Here is a 20,592-nt window from a genome sequence, read left to right as displayed (position 1 = left end):
GGGTTGAGCACTTTCTCGCGTCCTTCCCTGTCGTTCGAAGAATGCACTTGCAGGATAAAGCGTCAACCCTGTTACAGACAGGCTATCCACATACTTGTCCCACGAGGCAGATCTTGGTCGTCACGCGTTTCGCCCCCAGTCCGAACGGTTCGCTGCATCTGGGCCATGCCTATTCGGCGATCGTCGCGCACGATATCGCCGCGAAGCGAGGCGGCCGCTTCCTGCTGAGGATCGAGGATATCGACGGAGCGCGCTCTTTGCCGGAGAAGGCCGACGAGTTCCGCCGCGATCTCGAGTGGTTGGGCCTGGAGTGGGACGAGGTGCCCGCGCAATCGAGCCGCCTTGCCGCATATGAGGAGGTCGCGCAGTATCTCTTGCACGAAGGGCTGCTCTATCCCTGCACCTGTACACGCAAGGAGATCGAGGCAATGGCGGTACGGCTGGGTCCGGAAGGGGCGATCTATCCCGGCACCTGCAAAGGCCAGAAACTCGATCCGGCAAAACCCGTGGCCCTGCGCCTCGATGTCGACCGGGCCTTGGCCGAAACGGGCGAACTGTTCTGGGAAGACGAGGTCCACGGGACGGAGATCGCCGATCCGCGCGGGTTCGGCGATGTCGTGCTGGTGCGCAAGGATGCGCCGGCGAGCTACCACCTCGCTGCCACGCTCGACGACGCGGCGGACGGGGTGACGCTGGTGACGCGGGGCGAAGACCTGTTCGGAGCCACCCATATCCATCGGGTGCTGCAGGAATTGCTCGGTCTTCCGGTTCCAATCTGGCACCATCATCCGATCCTGCTCGATCCATCGGGCGAGAAGCTCGCCAAGCGTCGCCACAGCGCCAGCCTTGCCGATCGGCGCGCTGCGGGCGAAGACGGCCGGGCACTGGCAGACCGGCTGCGCGAAGGGCGTTTCCCCGCTGGCATTACGCTGGCGACTGCCTAGATAGAGCGCATGAATACATTCCTCGTCATCGTTCTGCTCGCGGCCATGGTCATGGTCGTCGTCTCCCTTGTGCGCGGCGTGATCGCCTTCCTGAAAAGCACCAAGGTCGATCTGCAGAGCGGGCAGCAGGTCGATGCGACCGAGTTCCAGTTGCGCCAGAACAAGGCGATGGCATCGCGCGTAAAGTGGCAGGCCTTCGCCATCATCGTGCTCGCGGTAATCATGGCCGTCGCCACCTGATCGATGGTCAAGCTCAACAAGATCTATACCCGCACCGGCGATGACGGAACGACCGGGCTCGTCGACGGCTCTCGGCTCGCGAAGCAGGCGCCGCGCATGGCGGCGATCGGGAAGGTGGATGAGGCGAACAGCGCGCTGGGCCTTGCCGCAGTCTGTGCCGAGGAGATGAGCGAAGATCTTTTCCGTATCCAGAACGACCTGTTCGATCTCGGTGCCGATCTCGCCACGCCCGCTGCGGAAGACGACGATTTTTCGCCAGGCGAGATGACCTTGCGCATCGTATCCGGCCAGGTCGAATGGCTGGAACGGGCGATCGATAGTGCGAACGAGAAACTCGAACCGCTCGACAGCTTCGTGCTGCCCGGCGGAAGCGAGCTGGCCGCGCGGCTGCATATCGCCCGCGCGACCACGCGCTCGGCCGAACGTTTGGTGGCGGCACTTGCGGCGGTGGAGCGGATCAATCCGCAGGCGCTCGCCTATATCAATCGCCTGTCCGATTACCTGTTCGTTGCCGCCCGCCTCGCCAACGATGGCGGCGCGCGCGATGTCAAATGGGTTCCCGGCGCCAATCGCTGACGCACCGCTGGCCAAGCGCCGCGCCCCTCGCTAGTGCAGCGCCTTTGCTGTATCTGCGAAGGACGAATACGACATGAGCAAGACGATCGCGATCATCGGGGCGGGCCAGATGGGCTCGGGCATCGCGCAAACCTTCGCGCAGCACGGCAATTCTGTTCTCTTGGCGGACGTCAGTCTCGACATCGCCGAAAAGTCCGTCTCGGGCATCGACAAGTCGCTCGGCAAGCTGGTCGGCAAGGGCAAGCTCGAAGTCGCGGATGCCGAAGGGGCCGTGAAGCGAATAACGCCGGTCGGCGATTACGACCGCATGGGCGAAGCCGATTTCATCATCGAGGCGGCAACCGAAAAGGAAGAAATCAAGCAGGCGATATTTGAGAAGGTCGGGTCGATGCTCGCCGCCGATGCCGTCATGGCGTCGAACACGAGTTCGATCCCGATCACGCGCATGGCGAATTATTCGCCCGATCCGGCGCGCTTCATCGGCTTGCACTTTTTCAATCCGGTGCCCGTGATGGGCCTGATCGAAGTCATTCCGGGCCTCGCCACGTCCGAAGCGACGACCGAGAAGACTACCGCGCTTGCCGAAAGCCTCGGCAAGGAAGTGGTGCTGAGCCAGGACGAGCCGGGCTTCGTCGTCAATCGCATCCTCCTGCCGATGATCAACGAGGCGGTATTCGTCCTCGGCCAGTCGACGGCGGAAATGGAGGATATCGACAAGGGCTGCCGGCTCGGCCTCAACCATCCGATGGGGCCGCTGCAACTGGCGGATTTCGTCGGGCTCGATACCTGCCTCGATATCCTCATGGTGCTCTACAAGACCACGCGCGACAGCAAGTATCGCCCGGCGCCGTTGCTGGTGAAATATGTCGAGGCCGGCTGGCTCGGTCGCAAGACGGGGCGCGGTTTCTACGATTATTCGGGCGAAACGCCCGAGCCGACGCGCTGAAGAGGGAACGGGGCGGGGCGGCCCTACGTTGACGGGGAAAGGAGAATTTCCCCATGGACGACGACCGCAAGAAAACCCCCGATGTCGGCGAGAGCCAGGAAGCGCGGCAAGCCGATCTCGCCCCCGAAACCCATAACGACGAGCAGGACGATCACCGCAGCCAGGCGCAGGAAATCGCCGAGGATGCGCAGCAGTTGACGCCGAAAGCCGGCGCGCCAACCGAAAGCACCAAGGGCGACAACAAGTCCGGCCTGATGAACGACTCCACGCAGGACACCGTCGATCACATGCGCGACATGGAAAGTTCGGGCCGGATCGACATGGGTGCCTATCGCGGCGAACCGAACATGGACGACAACGAAGACAAGTACGGCAAGTCGAACAAGATCGACGATCTCAGGTCCGACGGAACCTGATCAGGTCGCCGCGTTCAGGGTTCCATCGTTCAGCAGCCACAAACCGGCCGTGAGGATGATGGAGCCCACCAATACCGAATAGGCAAGCGCACGGAAGTTCGGGGTCGATATGGCCTCGAACTCGTGCGTGTTGAGCCTTGCGAGCGTCTTGCACGCGCGTCGCTGCGCCGTGATGGCCAACCAGCCGCCAGCTAGAATGAACATGGTTGCAATGGCCTTGGCGAGCCATGGCGGATCGAACGCGCCGAACACCGCCTTGAACCCCAGCCCGATGCCGATGGCGGCGAAAGCGGTGCGCATCCAGCCAGCGAAGGTGCGTTCCATCGCCATGATATTGCGATCTTCGGCGAGATCCGTGCGGAACGCAGCCATCTGCGTGCTTTCGTCCGTGTCGCTCTCTTCGTCGATCTCGGCCATGAAGAGGAAGTGTGTCAGCCCGTTCGGCGTTCCGCAACCAACATTTATCCGACCGGCTCCAGATCGATTGGGAGGGGTCGCACGTCGCTGGGTGTCGGACTGTCTACACTCTCCGGGATTGGTTGAGGCGGGGGAGAGGACGCCGATTGGGAATACCACGAATCCAAGGCCGGATCGCGAACAGGCATTTCGGACGGCAGCGGCTGCGGTTCCGGAAGAGGGGGGGCTGCCATAGTCGCGTTCGCGCTGCCCGAGAGGCCCTTGTTCGAGATGTCGGTCAATACGCCGGGATTTTCCTCGCCGCCGACAAGCATCGCCACGCCGACAAGCAGTGCCGCAATAGCGAGCAATTTCTTATAATGCTTTGCTAGGAGTTCGGATTCCATGGCGCAAAGCGTACCGAAAAAAGCTTAAACCTTGGTTTCGTCCACCTGCGCTTTGAGGGTGTAGAGAAGGTCCAGCGCCTCGCGCGGGCTGAGGGCATCGAGATCCGCTTCCGCGAGCGCGGAATGCAGGGCATCCGTCCGGCTTTCTTCCGCCGCCATGCTGGCTGCGAACAGGGGCAGGTCTCCTAGCCCGGCGGCCAGGCCGCCAGTTTCCGCGCGGCCTTTTTCCAGCTTATCCAGAATGGCCCTGGCCCGCCGCAAGACCGGCGGCGGCACACCGGCGAGCTTCGCAACCGACAGGCCGTAGCTGCGATCAGCGGCACCGTTGGCCAGTTCGTGCAGCAGGATAAGGTCGCCTTTCCATTCCTTGGCGCGAACGTGGTGCAGGCTCAATGCCTCGCAGGTATCGGCAAGGCGGCTGAGTTCGTGGTAATGTGTGGCGAACAGGCAGCGGCATTTCAGCGTTTCGTGCACTGCTTCGACTACCGCCCAAGCGAGCGCCATGCCGTCATAGGTCGAGGTTCCGCGGCCGACCTCGTCGAGGATGACGAAGCTGCGCGGTGTCGCCTGCGCAAGGATGGCGGCTGTCTCGACCATCTCGACCATGAAAGTGGACCGCCCGCGCGCCAAATTGTCGCTTGCGCCCACGCGGCTGAAAATACGGTCGGCGAGCCCGATCCGGGCCTTCGTGGCCGGCACGAAGCTCCCTGCCTGTGCAAGCAGCATGATGAGCGCGTTCTGGCGCAGGAAGGTCGATTTTCCGCCCATATTCGGACCGCCAATGAGCCATAGCCGATCGTCCGTCCCCAGCGTGCAATCGTTCGCGACGAAGCGCTCGCCGGTCTTTGCAAGCGCGCTTTCGACTACCGGGTGCCGCCCGCCGGTGATTTCGAGACAGGGGTCTTCGAGGATCTCCGGCCGGGTCCAATCGCCTTCCGCCGCCCTTTCGGCCAAAGCGGCGGACACGTCGATCCGCGCCAGTGCCGCCGCCGTGGCGGCAATCGCATTGCGGCGTTCCACGATCCGCGCGCACAAATCCTCGTAATGCGCTTCCTCGGCGGCCAGCGCGTGGGCACCCGCTTGCGCGATGCGGCTCGCTTCCTCGTGCAGCCCGAGCGAATTGAACCGCACCGCCCCCGCCATCGTCTGGCGATGGGTGAACCCACTGTCGGGTGCCATCAGGCTGTCGCCGTGCTTGGCGGGTACCTCGATGAAATAGCCGAGCACCTTGTTGTGCTTGATCTTGAGCGAGACGACGCCGGTTTCCTCGCGATACTTCGCTTCGAGTGCGGCGATGGCGCGGCGTGCGTTGCCGCTGGTTTCGCGCAAGTCGTCGAGCGCGTGATCGTACCCTTCGGCGATAAACCCGCCGCCACTGCGCTCGGTCGGCGGGGAAGGGACCAAAGCACGGCCCAGAAGGTCGGTCAGTTCCGCATGCCCGCCAAGCCCGGCGCATGCCGTTTGCAGTAATGATGGAAGGTCCGCACTCGCACGCAGCGTATCGCGAATACGGCGGGCCTGATCGAGCCCGTCGCGCACCTGCCCCATGTCGCGCGGACTGCCCCGGCCCGCGACGATCCGCCCCAGTGCGCGCCCGATGTCCGGCAGGCTTTTCAGCATCGCGCGAAGGTCGGCGCGCAGCAGGGGATCGGCGTGGAAGTGACGCACCGCCGAATGTCTCGCATCGACCAGCACTTTTGCGGCGAGCGGTGCGGACAGGTCCTCCGCCAATTGCCGCGCACCCGCGCCCGTCACGCATCGATCCACGCAGGCGATCAGGCTGCCGTCGCGCCCGCCGCTTTGCGCCTGCAGGATTTCAAGGCTCGTCCGCGTCGCCGCGTCCATCGCCATGTGGTCGCCCGATGCGCGCAGGGTGGGCGGCTGGAGGAAGGGCAGAGTACCGCGCCCCGCATGGTCGAGATAGGCGAAAAGGCCCGCTGCGGCCGCCAGCATCGGCCGGGTGAAATCCCCCAGCGCATCGAGCATAGCGAGCCCGTGCAGCGCCTTCAGCCTCCGTTCGCCTTCCTCGCTGCGAAAGTCCGACCGCGGGCGCGGAGTGGCATCATTCAGTTCGACATCGTCCGGCGCGACGATTTCACTCGCGCCCAGACGGGCGAGCGCCGCGTCCACTGCATCTTCAGAGCATTCTTCCAGCACCGTCTCGCCGGTCGAGATATCGCACGCTGCAAGACCCACTCCCCCGCGCATCGGCGCCACAGCCACCAGCAGGTTCGCCCGGCGCGGTTCGAGCAGCGCGTCTTCCGTAAGCGTGCCGGAGGTGACGAAGCGCACGATATCGCGCGCCACCAGCGCTTTCGAACCGCCGCGCTTCTTCGCCTGCTCCGGAGTTTCGGTCTGTTCGGCAATGGCGACGCGCGCGCCGCCCTTGATCAGCCGGGCGAGATAGCCTTCCGCAGAATGCACAGGCACGCCGCACATCGGCACCGGCATGCCGTCGTGCTCACCGCGCGTGGTCAGCGCGATATCGAGGATAGCGGCGGCGCGTTTCGCATCATCGAAGAACAGTTCGAAGAAATCGCCCATCCGGTAGAACAGCAGCGCATCGCCGGCCTCGGCTTTAAGAGCGAGGTACTGTTCCATCATCGGAGTTGGCTTGCCGGACATGGCTGTCGCCGTAGCGAGGGGGCAACCGATTCGGGAAGCGGAAGGGGGCGTCTTTCCCCTATGACTTGGCTTAGAATGCCCTTAGGGCATGGCCGACCAACGACAAGGACGATCATGGCCGACGAGAAACCGACCGCCTTCACCACCCGCGAGGCGCTGTTCTATCACGAGACGATCCGCCCCGGTAAGATCGAGATCATCGCGTCGAAACCCATGGCGACGCAGCGCGATCTCAGCCTCGCCTATTCGCCGGGCGTCGCGGCGCCGGTGGAAGCGATCGCCGCCGATCCGAAATGCGCGGCGAAATACACCGCCCGCTCCAACCTCGTGGCGGTCATCTCCAACGGGACGGCGATCCTTGGCCTCGGCAATCTGGGCGCGCTGGCGTCCAAACCGGTCATGGAAGGCAAGGCGGTGCTGTTCAAGCGCTTCGCCGATGTTGATTCCATCGATTTAGAACTCGATACCGAGGTTCCCGAAGCGTTCATCAATGCGGTGGCGCTGATGGAGCCGAGCTTCGGCGGCATCAACCTTGAAGACATCGCCGCGCCCGAATGCTTCATCATCGAGCAGGCTTTGCGAGAGAAGATGAACATCCCGGTGATGCACGACGATCAGCATGGCACCGCGATCATCGCCGCCGCTGGCTTGATCAACGCCTGTCACCTGACCGGGCGCAAGCTAAAGGATTGCCGGATGGTGGTGAATGGCGCGGGCGCGAGCGCGCTCGCCTGTACCGCGCTGGTGAAGGCAATGGGCATGCCGCACGAGAACGTCATCGTGTGCGACCGTTCGGGCCCCATCACGCCGGGCCGCGAGAATGTCGACCAATGGAAAAGCGCACATGCCGTGCCGACCGATGCGAAGGATTTGCACGAGGCCCTGAAAGGCGCGGACATATTCCTCGGCCTGTCTGCCGCCGGTGCCCTCAAGCCCGAATGGATCGCGGAGATGGCCGACAGGCCGATCCTCTTCGCAATGGCGAACCCGATCCCCGAAATCATGCCGGAAGAGGCAAAGGCCGTGCGCCCCGACGCGATTATTGCGACCGGGCGCAGCGATTATCCGAACCAGGTCAACAATGTCCTCGGCTTCCCCTTCATCTTCCGGGGCGCGCTCGATGTGCAGGCGACCGCGATCAACGAGGAAATGAAGATCGCCGCCGCGCGCGCCATCGCCCAGTTGGCGCGCGAGCGGGTGCCAGAGGAAGTCGCGGCGGCCTATGGCGTCAGCCACCAGTTCGGCACCGATTATATCATTCCCGCTCCGTTCGATCCGCGGCTGATGGAGGTTGTTTCCAGCGCGGTCGCCCAGGCGGCAATGGACTCAGGCGTTGCGCAGGCGCCGATCGAGGATTTCGAAGAATACCGGATCGCGCTGAAGTCGCGCCTCAACCCCACGACAGCGGCGCTTACGAACATTTACGAGATCGCGAAGGCCAACCCCAAACGGATGGTGTTCGCCGAGGCGGAAGAAGACGTCGCCCTGCGCGCGGCAATCCAGTTCCGAGACTATGGCTATGGCGAACCGATCCTCGTCGGGCGGACCGAAAAGGTGCGCGAGAAGCTGGTCGAGCTGGCGGTGGACGATCCGGACGACTGGATCATCGAGAACTCGCTCGTGTCCGACAAGGTGCCGGCGATGGTCGATTTCCTCTACAAGCGCCTGCAACGCCGCGGCTATACCGAACGCGACGTGGGCCGCATGGTCAATCAGGAGCGCAACGTGTTCGCCGCCCTGCTGGTGGCGCTTGGCCATGGGGACGGGATGATCTCCGGCCTGACGCGCACCTTCGCACAGACGGCGCGCGAGATCGCCAAAGTGCTGGACGAAAAGCCGGGCGGTCTGGCTTTCGGCATACACATGCTGATCGGGAAGAACCACACCACTTTCCTCGCCGACACCACTATGAACGAGCGGCCGACTTCGGAAGAGCTGGCGCATATAGCCAAAGAGACCGCGGCAGTCGCGCGGCGGATGGGGCACGAACCGCGTGTGGCGTTCCTGTCTTATTCGACTTTCGGCAATCCCAGCGGGCAATGGCTCAACAATATCCGCGATGCGGTGGCCATCCTCGATGCAGAGGAGCCGGGCTTCGAATACGAAGGCGAAATGGCGCCCGATGCCGCGCTCAACCCCACGGTGATGGGGCTATACCCCTTCAGCCGCCTGTCGGGTCCGGCAAACGTCCTCATCATGCCCGGACTGCAATCGGCCAACCTTTCGGCCAAGCTGCTACGCGAACTGGGCGATGCGGCCACCGTCGGCCCGATGATGATCGGAATGGAAAAGCCAGTGCAGATCGCGCCGATGACGGCCATTGCACCGGACGTCCTGACGCTCGCCGTTTTGGCGAGCGCCGGCGTGGTAGGTTAGTTAGAAAACGTTCGGTGCCGCAGCCCTTTCGAGAGGTGCGGCACCGATAAATAGAGTTTTTTCAACTATACCGAATGGTGGTCATACGATTGAGTCGCTTCGAACGCAGCGCCCCGCCGACCAGCGCGAAGCCGAGGATAAACAAGGCCCAAGTCGCAGGTTCGGGAACGGCACCGCCGGCAGTGGCCGAACCGAACGTGATGTTGTCATACGCGGTCTGGTTGGCAGTTCCGCCGAAATCGATGGAAAAGGCAGTTCCTTCGAAGGTGGTTCCGATATTCGTGAAGTTGCAAAAGGTGCCGGTCGGGTCGCCACCGCAATTCACTGTGTTCTGCGCGGCAAGGTTTATGCTGCCAAGCAGCGTTCCCGTAGCGTTCAAGCCGCTCCAGATGTTTACGGTTGCCGCTGTCGACGAGGAATAGAAAAACGAAAAGCCCGTATCGAACCCATTCAACGCGTTCAGGACCGCATTGTTGGAGTTCAGAAAGAACATCACTGTACTTGCGGAAGGCTCATTCGCAAAATTGCCGGTTCCTCCGGCGTCCTGATCGATAATCGCGAGTGTATCGGGGGAAAACACGAAATCCGGTGCATAGAAATCACCGACCGGTTGTTGATCGCCGATACCTTCGAAATCCAGAACAGTCACAGCGTTGGCCGTGGCGGGCGCGATCACCGCAAGTGCCGCCGCAGTGCTTACCGCTAAGCTATTTATATATCTCATATTCAAGTCCCTCGGATTGAGTTAACGACCCGACACCCTCTTGATTCGACCAAGAAGTTAACCGAAAATTAACCAGCAATCCGGGCTTTTGCAAGACTGTCTATGCGTCGCGAAGTTCGAAGACAGTAGGAAAATCCTATCGATACGTTCGTTTTATGTCTTGTATCAAAGACTTAAAATGCCAGTTCTTTCCCGCTGTAATCGAGATAACGATAGCCGCCGTCCGCTTGTTCGATAACCTCGGCGAGGCCTTTGGCACTTTCTTCGACCGTGATTTTGGCATTCGGGCCGCCCATATCGGTCTGGACCCAGCCGGGGTGCAGGGAAAGGACGGCAATGCCGCGCGAATTGGCGTTTTGTTCGGCAATACCCTTGGCCAGCATGTTCTGCGCGCATTTGCTGGTGCGATAGAGGTCGTATCCGCCCGAGCTATCCTCGATCGAGCCCATTAGCGAAGTCATCATGGCGAGCGTGCCGCCGTCCTTGATTTTGGGCAGGATCACCTTGGCAAGGTGGGCCGGGCCGAAAGCGTTGGTCATCATCACATGTGCCACTTCGTCTGCCGTCGCCTTGGCGGCATCCTGATGCTCGGCACCGGTAATCCCCGCATTGACGATCACGGCGTCGAGCTCCGTGTCGAAATCGGTAAAGGTTTCCGGTTTGGTGACATCCATCGTTTCGATGCGGACGCCGTCGAGGCCATGTAATTCGTCGCTGCGGTCGCGTTCGGTGCCGATAACGTCCCAGCCGCGGCTCTTGAATTCCTTTGCAAGGCCGAGGCCGATGCCACGCGATGCACCGACGATGAGAATTGTCTTTGCCATGGTAATTGCTCCTATGCCGGGTAAACCAGCGTCTTGAGGTTCATGAATTCGTGAAGGCCGAACTGCGCAAGTTCGCGTCCGTGGCCCGAGCGCTTGATGCCACCGAAGGGTGCCTCGATCTTCGAGCCGTTGACGGCGTTGAACGTCGTCATTCCGGCCTCGATGCCATTCGCGAAAAATGCCTTCTCGTCATCATCTTTGGTCCAGACGGCAGAGCCGAGGCCGAAAGGGATGGCATTGGCGATGGTCAGCGCGTCGTCGCGGTCCTTCGCGCGGTAAAGCTGGCCGACCGGGCCGAAGATCTCGTCGGTCCCGGTTTTGCTGCCGATAGGGACATCGGTCAGCAGACCGGCCGTCATCCACGCCCCGTCACGGTCGAGCTTCTCGCCGCCGAACATCAGGGTGCAACTTTCCTCCTTCGCCTTCGCTACCTGGTCCAGCACGGTGTCGCGCTGGTCCTCGCTCGATAGCGGGCCGAGTTCGGTATCATCGTCCATCGGATCGCCGAGCTTCACGTCTTTCAAGGCCGCGACGAAGCGGTCAGCGAAGTCGTCGTAGATGTCGGCGTGCACGATGGTGCGTTTGCCGCAGATGCACGATTGGCCGTTGTTCTGGATGCGGGCCGTAACCGCATCCTCCACCGCCTGGTCCATATCGGCGGACGGCATGACGATGAAAGGATCGGAGCCGCCAAGTTCCAGCACCACCTTCTTCAGGTGCTTACCCGCCTGCTGCGCCACCGCAGCACCGGCGCCCTCGCTACCTGTCAGCGTCGCGGCGACGATGCGAGTATCCGCGATGACATCGGCGATCGGATCGGACGAAACGCACAGGTTCTGGAACAGCCCTTCCGGCGCGCCTGCCTCGAGCACTAGTTCCTCCATTCGCGCGGCGACGCCTTGTACGATGCTTGCATGCTTCAAGACGCCCACATTGCCGGCAAGGATCGTCGGCGCGAGGAAGCGCACGACTTGCCAATAGGGGAAGTTCCACGGCATCACGGCCAGCACCGGACCCTGCGGCAGCCAGCGGCCTTCGGCCTTGCCGCCATCGGACAGATCCCAGAACTGCGACTCCAGCATGGGCGGCCCGTGTTCGGCAAAATAGGCGAACAGGCTCGCGCATTTTTCCACTTCCGAGCGGGCCTGCGTGATCGGCTTGCCCATTTCTGTCGTGGCGAGCTTGGCCAAGTCTTCCTGATTGGCCTCGTAGAGTTCGCTCAGCTTTTTCAGCACAGCCGTTCGTTGTTCGATCGGCGAAGTCTTCCAATGGCCATAGGTGCGCGTAGCGGTTTCCAGTTTGGCGTCGATGCCGTTCTGGTCGAGTTCTTCGTATTCCGCGATGGTCTGGCCGGTCGCGGGATTGGTAGTGGTGATCAAGGGATGCTCCTTATCGGACGGTCATACCCTTAATGGCCGCGAGGCCCGCAGCGTTCCGCCTTTCAGCGTCGCCGGAAGCGGAAATACCACACTTCGTGGCCGAACACGTCGCGCGCCTTTCGCTCGTAGCGGGTTTCGGGCCAGCCGGAGGGGCGGGTGTCCCAGCTATGTCGTCCTTCGACCTGCCATTCGAACTGGTCCGTATGCCGCCGCATCACCATCAGCGCATGCCGAAGATAGATCGGGTGATCGGTCCCGAACCGGAATTCGCCGCCCGGCTTCAGCTTGTGGGCGAACATTTGCACGGGGCCATCGTTCATCATGCGGCGCTTGGCATGTTTGTTCTTGGGCCATGGATCGGGATGCAGGAGGTAGAGCATCGTCAGCGAGCTGTCGGGAATGCGGCGTAGCACGTCCAGTGCATCGCCGGCATGGAGCCGCACATTCGCGAGGCCGCCGTCGCGCACATGGGTCAGCGCCTGGGCGACACCGTTGACGAAAGGCTCGGCCCCGATGAAACCGTGATCCGGCAACAGGTCGGCGCGGTAGGCCAGATGCTCCCCGCCGCCGAACCCGATCTCGAAATGCAGCGGTCGCGCATCGCCGAACAGGCCTTCGGCGGTTATCTCACCCTCATCCGGGACCGCGATTTGCGGGAGGAGGTTCTCGATCAAATCCTGCTGCGCACCGCGCAAGGGCTTGCCTTGGCTGCGCCCGTATAACCTGCCGAGAGTGGTGGGATCGCCGTCTTTGAATGCGCTCATCGAAAGGCGGTTATAGCTGGCATCGGCGCGTTTCAAGCGCGAGGCCAATTTCTGTGCAGGCCATTTAGAAAGAAGGCGCGCTCACATCTGCCGAGAGATGTAAATAGCTGTCCTTTGCGGTGGCGCGCCTGTTCCTCGGTGACACAGGCGAAAAAAAGATTTGATCATCTGTTGCCTCGTTAAACGGACAAGACGAAGAGAAAGCTATGGTAAATTTGGTATGAAGGCGGCCGGCATTAGTATCTTTATCCGGTAGTTCGTCGATTTGTAATTTAGATGGAATGTGAAACTATCGTATTAAGAATAGAGTACATCCTAATTCAGAAAAAAGGGTCAGAATATGAAATTGAAAAAAGCGTTGTTTCTATGTGCGGGAATTACTGTCGTTTCGGCTCCGATCAATGCCAACGCCGCCACCCTTCTGTTCGATTTCGATGGGGACGACGGACGCAATTTCGAATTCACTCTTGATGATACGACTGCGCCCGACGCTGCATTGAACTTCGGCACATCGGCACGTGTGCGATACGACGATGTGAGCGGATCTTTCTCGAGCGCCAATGGAACCAGCACGATGGCGGATGTAACCTTCGGTACTGGGTTGATTACCACGCTTCGAATTGCTTCGACGAACTTCTCCGGATTTTTCAATGGCCCCGATCTGTTCGATGGTTCGACGACAAATCCCGTTTTCTTTCTCGGTGAATTCCGTTTGACCGGCGGGGCGGCGACACCGACAGGCGGACTGCTTACGGTGTCCCAGGTTGGCGGCGCAGTTCCCGAACCCGGCACATGGATGACGATGCTGCTTGGCTTCTTCGCACTCGGCGGAATGATGCGTTCGGCCAAGGGGCGTCGCAAGGTCAGCTTCGCGTTCTAGGCTATATCGTCCAAGCTAAAAAAGGCCCCGGAGTTTGCGCTCCGGGGCCAGCTTGCTGAGTGGTGACGAACTTTTAATTCAGGCGGCTTCGGCTTCCTCGTTCGGATCCCGTAGCACGTAACCGCGCCCCCACACGGTCTCGATGTAATTCTCGCCGCCGCAGGCATGGCTCAGTTTTTTGCGCAGCTTGCAAATGAACACGTCGATGATCTTGAGTTCGGGCTCGTCCATCCCGCCATAGAGGTGGTTGAGGAACATTTCCTTAGTCAGCGTCGTGCCCTTGCGCAGCGAAAGCAGCTCGAGCATCGCATATTCCTTGCCCGTCAGGTGTACGCGTGCCCCGTCGACTTCCACCGTCTTTGCATCGAGATTGACTGCCAGTTTGCCGGTCGCGATGATCGACTGGCTGTGCCCCTTGGACCGGCGAACCACCGCCTGGATGCGGGCAATCAGTTCTTCGCGGTGGAACGGCTTGGTGACGTAATCGTCCGCGCCGAAGCCGAAGCTGCGGATCTTGCTGTCCATCTCGGCAATACCCGAAAGGATCAGTACCGGCGTCTGCACCTTGGCGACGCGCAGTTTCTTTAGGACATCGTAGCCGTGCATGTCCGGCAGATTGAGATCGAGCAGAATGATATCGTAATCGTAGAGCTTGCCGAGATCGAGGCCTTCCTCGCCGAGATCGGTGGCGTAAACGTTGAAGCCCTCGGTCGTGAGCATGAGCTCGATCGCCTTGGAAGTAGTCGGTTCGTCTTCGATCAGCAGTACGCGCATGGGTCGTCCCCCCGTTGCCCAGTGTTTCCAGTAACCTTCAGATAAGAGGTGTTGTCGCTCGTTAACCACTGCGGAAATGAACGAGAAAGGTTAACGGCGGGTAAAAGGTATTAACTTTTTCTACGCAGCTTTCGAAGCCTAAAAGGACAGGAGCTTCTTCTGGCGACGTCTCTCGGCAGACGAGCCGATACCGATGGCTTCGCGATATTTAGCGACCGTCCGGCGAGCGAGGTCGAAGCCTTCGTCTTTCAGTAGGTCGGCAAGTTTTTGGTCGGAAAGCACTTTTTTCGCCTCCTCCCCGTCGCACAGGGCTTTGATCCGCGCCTTGATGGCTTGTGAACTGGCACCTTCGCCATCTGCCGCAGGTACGCCGCTCGAAAAGAAGTATTTCATTTCGAAGGTTCCACGGGGGCAGCTGAGATATTTGTTGCTGGTGACCCGGCTGATGGTGGATTCGTGCATATCGATCGTTTCCGCCACTTCGCGCAGGGTCAGCGGCTTCATCGCCGAGATCCCTTCGCGGAAGAAGCCTTCCTGTCGACGCAGAATTTCACTGGCGGCTTTGAGGATCGTTTTCTGGCGCTGGTCCAGAGCGCGTATCAGCCAGTCCGCTTCGCCAAGCTGTTCGTTGAGCCACGCCTTCGCCTTCTTGTCGTGCGCCCCCTTGTCGAGTTCGACATAATAGTCGCGGTTGACGACGAGACGCGGCAACGTCTCTTCGTTGATGCGGATATTCCAGCCACCTGAAGGCAGCTGTTCGACGATCACGTCGGGCACGACGGCGGCGTGTGACGCTCCTCCGAAACGGCAGCCGGGCTTGGGGTCGTAGGTCCGTAATTCGGCGAGCATTTCGGCAAAATCTTCGTCATCGACTTCGCACAGCCGCTTGAGCTTCGAGACGTCTCCCTTCGCCACGAGATCGAGATTGTCGATCAACCGTGCCATGCAGGGATCGTAGCGATCGGCTTCCTTCGCCTGCAGCGCCAGGCACTCGCCCAAGGTCCGCGCGCCGACGCCGGTCGGATCGAGTTGCTGGACGAGTGCGAGACCCCGTTCGATTTCCGCAAGTGGTGCGCCGAGTTCGTCCGAGAGATAGCGCAGATCGCTATGGAGATAACCGGCATCGTCGAGCTCCGCGATGATCCGCTGCGCGATCAGGGCTTCGCGGCGATCCCCGGCGATCCCGCCGATCTGCGCCGAGAGATGTTCGGCAAGCGAGGGGCCATCGTCGGTCCGGTTTTCGAGGAACGGCGTATCTTCTGACGACGCACCCGAAGCCGCGCGCGACCAGTCGCCGCTATCGCCGGGGGCCGATTCGGGATCGAGCGCATGATCGGCAATATCGAGAGCTTCTCCGCCGTCGGGGCCGGGGCTTGCATCGTGTTCTTGCGCTGCGCGTTCGGGTTCGCTTGTCTCGCTGCGCGTCTCGCCGATTTCGAGCAGGGGATTGGCTTCGAGCGCTTCCGAAACGAAGCTTTCGATCTCGAGATTGGAGAGCGCCAGCAATTTGATCGCCTGCTGCAGTTGCGGCGTCATTACCAGCGATTGCGTTTGTCGCAGGTCGAGGCGAGGGCCTAGGGCCACGAAAAGAGCTACTCCGAATTACAAGGTGGCAGCATCATTACAACGTAAAGCTTTCGCCGAGATAAAGCCGTTTCACGTTTTCGTCTGCCACTAGGTCTTGCGGCGTACCGGCGAACAGCACCTGCCCACCATAGATGATGCAGGCACGGTCGACGATTTCCAGGGTCTCGCGCACATTGTGATCGGTGATGAGCACGCCGATCCCGCGGGTTTTCAGATCGGCGACGAGATCGCGGATGTCGCTGATCGAAAGGGGATCGATCCCGGCAAAGGGTTCGTCGAGCAGCATGATGGACGGTTTGGCGGCGAGGGCGCGCGCGATTTCCGCGCGGCGGCGCTCACCGCCCGAAAGCGCCATGGCCGGGCTTGTCCGCAAGCGTTGCAAACCGAATTCGTCCAGCAGGCGGTTCAATTCGGCTTCGCGGGTGGTCTTGTCGGGCTCGACCATCTCGAGGACACAGGCAATGTTCTGCTCCACGGTCATGCCGCGAAAGATGCTGGTTTCCTGCGGTAAGTAGCCGAGACCAAGGATCGCACGGCGATACATCGGCAGCTTGGTCACATCCTCACCGTCCATGAGGATGCGGCCGCTGTCCGGGCGCACCAGGCCCATGATGGAGTAGAAGCAGGTCGTCTTGCCGGCACCATTCGGACCGAGCAGGCCGAGCACCTCGCCCTTGCCGACCGACAATGAGATGTCCGTCAGGACGGCGCGCTTGTCGTAGCTTTTGGCGATCGACACGACTTCGAGGCCGCCCTGCGGAATGGGCGGAGCGGCATCGGGCAGTGCCGCGCTGTCGGTATTGAACGTCGTATCGGCCATGGCGAACGGCATAGCACGCTATGGTTCGGCGAAAACCCCGAAGCGCGCACGTATCAGCGAAATACGCGGCAATCTTGCCACGAGGGCGGCGATCTGAAAGGATGCGTATAGGGAGACATTGCTGGGAGAAAAGGTATGGCCAAAGCCATCCAAGGGCGGGCAGCCCGCCCGAAGACAGCCGCGACGCGCGATTTGCGACGGTCGATGAGCAATCACGTCGCAACGGCGCTGATCGTGTATACCGGCTTGCAGATATTCCTGACGGTCAAAGCCTTGCAGGATGGTTTGCCGTCGATCCTGCCATACGTCGCGCTCATATTGCTCGTCGCCGGTATCATTCCGGCTTGCCGCTGGTTCGAAGCGCGCTGGAAGGATTTGACCGACGAGCAGGCCGCCGATCCTTCCCTCCTGCCCACATTCCGCAGCGATCTCATGGGGCTGTGGGCGACGGCAATCGGACTGCCCTTCCTGATCACGCTCGTGTTCCGCTTGGCGACGCAAACCCTCTGACGCCGGACCTCTTCAGCCTGCTGCTGCGTTAGGCGGGCATGATCGATACCGATACCGCGCTCGCGCGCTGCGACGAACTCGTCTCCCTAGCGCTAAAGAACGGCGCGAGCGCCGCCGACGCGGTCGCGAGCGCCGATGCATCCGAGAGCGTCACCGTGCGACTCGGCAAGCTGGAGGAAGTCGAGCGTTCGGAAAGCGAAGAGATCGGTCTGCGGGTCTTTGTCGGGAGAAGGTCGGCCTCGATCAGCACAAGCGATTTTCTACCTGCAAGCCTTGCCGCCCTCGCCGAACGCGCGGTCGAGATGGCGCGCATTGCGCTGGAAGACTCGCATGCCGGCTTAGCTCCGCAGGACAAGCTGTTCGGCGGTCCCGTGCCCGATCTCGATCTGGCCGATCTCTCGGAAATCGAACCCGCTTATCTGCGCGAGGCCGCCGCGGCCACGGAAGACGCAGCGCGCGCGGTGAAAGGCGTGACCAATAGCGATGGCGGCAGTGCATCCGCCAGTCGCTCGGTCGCGGCTCTGGTGACATCCAACGGCTTCGCGAAAGGCTATGCCACCTCGGGCTATGCGCTTTCGGCCAGCGTCATCGCGGGCGAGGGCAGCCGGATGCAGACCGATTATGCCATGCGCAGTGCCAGGCATCGCGCCGATTTGCCGTCCTTTGACGAGATCGGTCGCAAGGCCGGCGAGCGCGCGGTTGCTCGGCTCGATCCCGGATCGCTGCCGAGCCGTACAATGCCGGTCGTCTTCGATCCGCGCGTGGGATCAGGGCTCATCGGACACCTCGTCGCAGCCATGTCGGCGCCGGCGGCCGCCCGCAAGGCGACGTTCCTGCTCGGGCGCGAAGAGGAAGACCTGTTCGATCCCGCCATCCGAATCGTGGAAGATCCCTTCCGACCGCGCGGCCTCCGGTCGCGCGCATTCGACGGCGAAGGCGTGCCGACACGTGAAAAGGCATTGGTGGAGGGCGGACGGATCGGCGGCTGGCTCACCAACGTCGCATCCGCCGATCAGCTCGGCCTCGGCCTCACAGGCAATGCGTCGCGCGGCGGGGCAGGGGCGCCCGGGGTATCCGTCTCCAACGTCCATCTCGACCCTGGTCGTGTTTCGCCCGCTTCCCTTATGGCCGATATCGCCGACGGTCTCTATGTTACCTCGCTGTTCGGGCAGGGCGTCAACGGCGTAACCGGCGACTACAGCCGCGGGGCCACTGGCTTTCGCATTCATAATGGCGAGATCGCCGGGGCGGTGGCGGAAATCACCATCGCAGGAAATCTACTGGAGATGTATCGCGCCATGACGCCCGCCGACGATCTCGCCATGCACCGCGCGATAAACGTGCCGACCTTGCGGATCGACGGCATGATGGTGGCGGGGCAGTGAAGGGCCTCCTCGCCGCGCTCGCTCTATGTGCCGCCTCGCCAGCTGCGGCCATGCTTCCTGCCGCGCCTGCCGAAACTGCCTCGCCCGAGCCCACCGCCCCCGCCCAGCCGATCGACAACACGCAAAATGCGGGTGATGACGACCGCATATCCGGGCGTATCAGCGGCATCTTCGCCGAACTGCCGGCGTTCCGGAACGTGCGCGTTTCGGTAAGGGAGGGCGTGGTCACGCTCGTGGGCGAGGTGCCACAGCAGGAGGATATTGCCAGGGCCGAGGAGATCGCGGGAAGGGTATCGGGCGTCGTCACGGTCGAGAATGGTCTCGAACGCGATGTCTCGCTGTCTTCCCAAGCCGGCGGTCTTGCCACCCTGACAGGCAAGCTGAACGATTTCCTCGCGATGCTGCCCCTGTTCGGCTTCGCACTCGTCGTCTGGGGGGCAATCGCCCTTATCGGTTATCTTCTTGCCGGCCTCGGTGGGCTGTGGAGCCGCATCGCCCCCAACGGCTTTCTCGAAGAGTTGATCGCCAGCGCGATTCGCTTCGTGTTCATCGTGGGCGGTCTGGTCGTCGCACTGGATATTATCGGGGCGGGGGCGCTGCTCGGCGCGGTCCTCGGCGGCGCGGGCGTCATCGGCCTCGCGCTGGGTTTCGCATTGCGCGATACGATCGAGAATTACGTCGCCTCGCTCATGCTCAGTCTCCGGCAACCGTTTCGCGGCAACGACTGGGTGCTGATCGACGATCTGGAGGGTCGTGTGATCCGCCTCACCAGCCGCGCGACCGTGCTGATGACGCTGGACGGCAATCATCTGCGCGTGCCGAACAGTCAGGTGTTCAAGGCGGTCATCACCAATTTTACCCGCAATCCGCAGCGTCGGTTCCAGTTCGATCTCGGCGTGGATGCCGACGACGACGCGCTGGCCGCGCGCAAGCTCGGGCGCGAAACGTTGCAGGCCTTGCCCTTCATCCTCGATAAGCCGCCAGCCGAGGGTCGTATCATCGAGGTGGGCGATTCGAACGTGGTCATCCGGTTCCTTGGTTGGGTCGACCAGACCGAAACGGATTGGTGGAAGGCGCAGAGCCGCGCTATTCCGGCAGTAAAGACCGCGCTCGAAAATGCGGGCTTCGGCTTGCCCGAGCCGATCTATCGCCTGCGCTTCGATCCACGCTCCGCGAACGTGCCGTTCGGGGAAGCTAACCAGTCACAGGAAAGCGAAGCACCGAAGAAGCAGGTGCAGCAGCTAAGCTCGACTCACCACGACGAAGACGTTCGTCCGGTCGACGAGATCGAAGATATGGTTGAGGACGAGCGCCGCCAGAGCGGGGGCGAGCAGGACAAGGACCTGCTCGACCATTCGCGCCCGGTGGAGTGATCTAGCCGCCGTTTTTGCAGCGTTCGATCGATTCGAGCGTAATCCGCTTGGCTTCCGCGGCATCGCCCCAAGCGCCGATGCGAACCCACTTTTCCTTCTCCAGATCCTTATAGTGGGTGAAGAAGTGTTCGATCTGCGCGAAGATGATGCTCGGCAGATCCTTGGTTTCGCCGACGTCCGAATAATACGGGAAGGTCGTGTCGACCGGGACGCAGACCAGCTTTTCATCGCCGCCATGCTCGTCTTCGAGGTTAAGCACGCCAATGGGGCGGGCGCGCACCACGCAGCCCGGAATGAAGGGCGAGCGGGCGATGACCAGCGCATCGAGCGGATCGCCATCGGGCGAAAGGGTATGGGGCACAAAGCCGTAATTCGCGGGATAGCGCATCGGCGTGTGCAGGATGCGGTCGACGAACAATGCACCCGACTGCTTGTCGAACTCGTATTTTACGGGTTCGCCGCCGGTCGGCACTTCGATGATGACGTTGAGGCTTTCCGGCGGATTGTCGCCGATCGGGATCATATCGATACGCATGGAGGTCTCTCGAATGTTGCAGCCGTTTCCTTAAGGAGATAGCCAAGTCGGCGCGCGGCGTAGCCAGCGCCTTCATAAAGGGCAAGCGCCCGACGCCTTTAATCTCGATCG

At 61.7% G+C, this 20,592-nt stretch carries 21 protein-coding genes; 10 read left to right on the top strand and 11 right to left on the bottom strand.

Annotation, left to right across the window (positions count from 1 at the left end; all coding sequences use genetic code 11):
- Window positions 1-113: 113 nt before the first annotated feature.
- From gluQRS to E3U23_RS08150, 5 genes are all read left to right on the top strand, one after another.
- Window positions 114-944 carry a tRNA glutamyl-Q(34) synthetase GluQRS gene (gluQRS, locus tag E3U23_RS08170; protein ID WP_279350742.1) on the top strand — a complete coding sequence of 277 codons (831 nt, stop codon included), beginning with the start codon at window positions 114-116 and terminating at the stop codon, window positions 942-944.
- Window positions 945-953: 9 nt separating this feature from the next.
- Window positions 954-1,184, top strand: a complete 231-nt coding sequence (locus tag E3U23_RS08165; protein WP_279350741.1) for an HIG1 domain-containing protein — start codon at window positions 954-956, stop codon at window positions 1,182-1,184.
- Window positions 1,185-1,187: 3 nt separating this feature from the next.
- Window positions 1,188-1,760: a cob(I)yrinic acid a,c-diamide adenosyltransferase gene (locus E3U23_RS08160; RefSeq protein WP_279350740.1), complete on the top strand. Its 573-nt coding sequence runs from the start codon at window positions 1,188-1,190 to the stop codon at window positions 1,758-1,760.
- A 73-nt stretch (window positions 1,761-1,833) separates the two neighbouring features.
- Complete coding sequence (locus E3U23_RS08155; protein WP_279350739.1) at window positions 1,834-2,706, top strand: 3-hydroxyacyl-CoA dehydrogenase NAD-binding domain-containing protein; 873 nt, start codon at window positions 1,834-1,836, stop codon at window positions 2,704-2,706.
- A 53-nt stretch (window positions 2,707-2,759) separates the two neighbouring features.
- Window positions 2,760-3,122, top strand: a complete 363-nt coding sequence (locus E3U23_RS08150; protein WP_279350738.1) for a hypothetical protein — start codon at window positions 2,760-2,762, stop codon at window positions 3,120-3,122.
- Here E3U23_RS08150 and E3U23_RS08145 read toward each other — a convergent pair whose 3' ends face one another.
- From E3U23_RS08145 to mutS, 3 genes are read right to left on the bottom strand one after another with little or no spacing between them, the layout of a single operon-like run.
- The gene (locus E3U23_RS08145) at window positions 3,123-3,539 is read right to left on the bottom strand and encodes a YidH family protein (protein ID WP_279350737.1); all 417 of its coding nucleotides are present in this window, start codon (window positions 3,537-3,539) and stop codon (window positions 3,123-3,125) included.
- Window positions 3,540-3,583: 44 nt separating this feature from the next.
- Window positions 3,584-3,925 (bottom strand): hypothetical protein, encoded by a 342-nt coding sequence (locus E3U23_RS08140; protein WP_279350736.1) that lies wholly within the window; start codon window positions 3,923-3,925, stop codon window positions 3,584-3,586.
- A 24-nt stretch (window positions 3,926-3,949) separates the two neighbouring features.
- A complete protein-coding gene (gene mutS / locus E3U23_RS08135; protein ID WP_279350735.1) occupies window positions 3,950-6,550 on the bottom strand; it encodes a DNA mismatch repair protein MutS in 2,601 nt (866 codons plus the stop codon).
- A gap of 114 nt (window positions 6,551-6,664) precedes the next feature.
- On the opposite strand from mutS, the gene E3U23_RS08130 reads away from it, so the two are divergent.
- The gene (locus E3U23_RS08130) at window positions 6,665-8,926 is read left to right on the top strand and encodes an NADP-dependent malic enzyme (protein ID WP_279350734.1); all 2,262 of its coding nucleotides are present in this window, start codon (window positions 6,665-6,667) and stop codon (window positions 8,924-8,926) included.
- Window positions 8,927-8,987: 61 nt separating this feature from the next.
- On the opposite strand, the gene E3U23_RS08125 is transcribed toward E3U23_RS08130, so the two are convergent.
- From E3U23_RS08125 to trmB, 4 genes are all read right to left on the bottom strand, one after another.
- Window positions 8,988-9,650: a PEPxxWA-CTERM sorting domain-containing protein gene (locus tag E3U23_RS08125; RefSeq protein WP_279350733.1), complete on the bottom strand. Its 663-nt coding sequence runs from the start codon at window positions 9,648-9,650 to the stop codon at window positions 8,988-8,990.
- Between the two features lie 173 nt (window positions 9,651-9,823).
- Complete coding sequence (locus tag E3U23_RS08120; protein WP_279350732.1) at window positions 9,824-10,474, bottom strand: SDR family NAD(P)-dependent oxidoreductase; 651 nt, start codon at window positions 10,472-10,474, stop codon at window positions 9,824-9,826.
- Window positions 10,475-10,485: 11 nt separating this feature from the next.
- Window positions 10,486-11,853 (bottom strand): NAD-dependent succinate-semialdehyde dehydrogenase, encoded by a 1,368-nt coding sequence (locus E3U23_RS08115; RefSeq protein WP_279350731.1) that lies wholly within the window; start codon window positions 11,851-11,853, stop codon window positions 10,486-10,488.
- A gap of 62 nt (window positions 11,854-11,915) precedes the next feature.
- On the bottom strand, window positions 11,916-12,617 hold the full coding sequence (trmB, locus tag E3U23_RS08110) for a tRNA (guanine(46)-N(7))-methyltransferase TrmB (protein WP_279350730.1): 702 nt from the start codon (window positions 12,615-12,617) through the stop codon (window positions 11,916-11,918).
- Between the two features lie 340 nt (window positions 12,618-12,957).
- Between trmB and E3U23_RS08105 the strand changes: the two genes are divergently transcribed.
- The gene (locus tag E3U23_RS08105) at window positions 12,958-13,497 is read left to right on the top strand and encodes a hypothetical protein (RefSeq protein ID WP_279350729.1); all 540 of its coding nucleotides are present in this window, start codon (window positions 12,958-12,960) and stop codon (window positions 13,495-13,497) included.
- A gap of 78 nt (window positions 13,498-13,575) precedes the next feature.
- On the opposite strand, the gene ctrA is transcribed toward E3U23_RS08105, so the two are convergent.
- The 3 genes from ctrA to lptB form a co-directional block, all read right to left on the bottom strand.
- Entirely contained in the window at window positions 13,576-14,271 is a 696-nt protein-coding gene (gene ctrA / locus E3U23_RS08100; RefSeq protein ID WP_279350728.1) for a response regulator transcription factor CtrA, read from the bottom strand.
- Between the two features lie 138 nt (window positions 14,272-14,409).
- A complete protein-coding gene (rpoN, locus tag E3U23_RS08095; RefSeq protein WP_279350727.1) occupies window positions 14,410-15,855 on the bottom strand; it encodes an RNA polymerase factor sigma-54 in 1,446 nt (481 codons plus the stop codon).
- A 37-nt stretch (window positions 15,856-15,892) separates the two neighbouring features.
- A complete protein-coding gene (gene lptB / locus E3U23_RS08090; protein WP_279350726.1) occupies window positions 15,893-16,678 on the bottom strand; it encodes an LPS export ABC transporter ATP-binding protein in 786 nt (261 codons plus the stop codon).
- Between the two features lie 135 nt (window positions 16,679-16,813).
- Between lptB and E3U23_RS08085 the strand changes: the two genes are divergently transcribed.
- The 3 genes from E3U23_RS08085 to E3U23_RS08075 are packed head-to-tail and all read left to right on the top strand — an operon-like array spanning window position 16,814 to window position 19,946.
- A complete protein-coding gene (locus tag E3U23_RS08085) occupies window positions 16,814-17,188 on the top strand; it encodes a hypothetical protein (protein WP_279350725.1) in 375 nt (124 codons plus the stop codon).
- A gap of 38 nt (window positions 17,189-17,226) precedes the next feature.
- A complete protein-coding gene (locus tag E3U23_RS08080; RefSeq protein WP_279350724.1) occupies window positions 17,227-18,573 on the top strand; it encodes a TldD/PmbA family protein in 1,347 nt (448 codons plus the stop codon).
- Window positions 18,570-19,946 (top strand): mechanosensitive ion channel family protein, encoded by a 1,377-nt coding sequence (locus E3U23_RS08075; protein WP_279350723.1) that lies wholly within the window; start codon window positions 18,570-18,572, stop codon window positions 19,944-19,946. Before E3U23_RS08080 ends, E3U23_RS08075 begins: the two co-directional genes overlap by 4 nt.
- 1 nt (window position 19,947) lies before the next feature.
- Here E3U23_RS08075 and ppa read toward each other — a convergent pair whose 3' ends face one another.
- Window positions 19,948-20,481, bottom strand: a complete 534-nt coding sequence (gene ppa / locus E3U23_RS08070) for an inorganic diphosphatase (protein ID WP_279350722.1) — start codon at window positions 20,479-20,481, stop codon at window positions 19,948-19,950.
- Window positions 20,482-20,592: the final 111 nt, after the last annotated feature.

Source organism: Erythrobacter litoralis, from assembly GCF_029760855.1.
GTDB lineage: Bacteria > Pseudomonadota > Alphaproteobacteria > Sphingomonadales > Sphingomonadaceae > Qipengyuania > Qipengyuania litoralis_A.
Note: the sequence above shows the minus strand (reverse complement) of the source record. Positions and strands in the feature narration are given on the sequence as shown.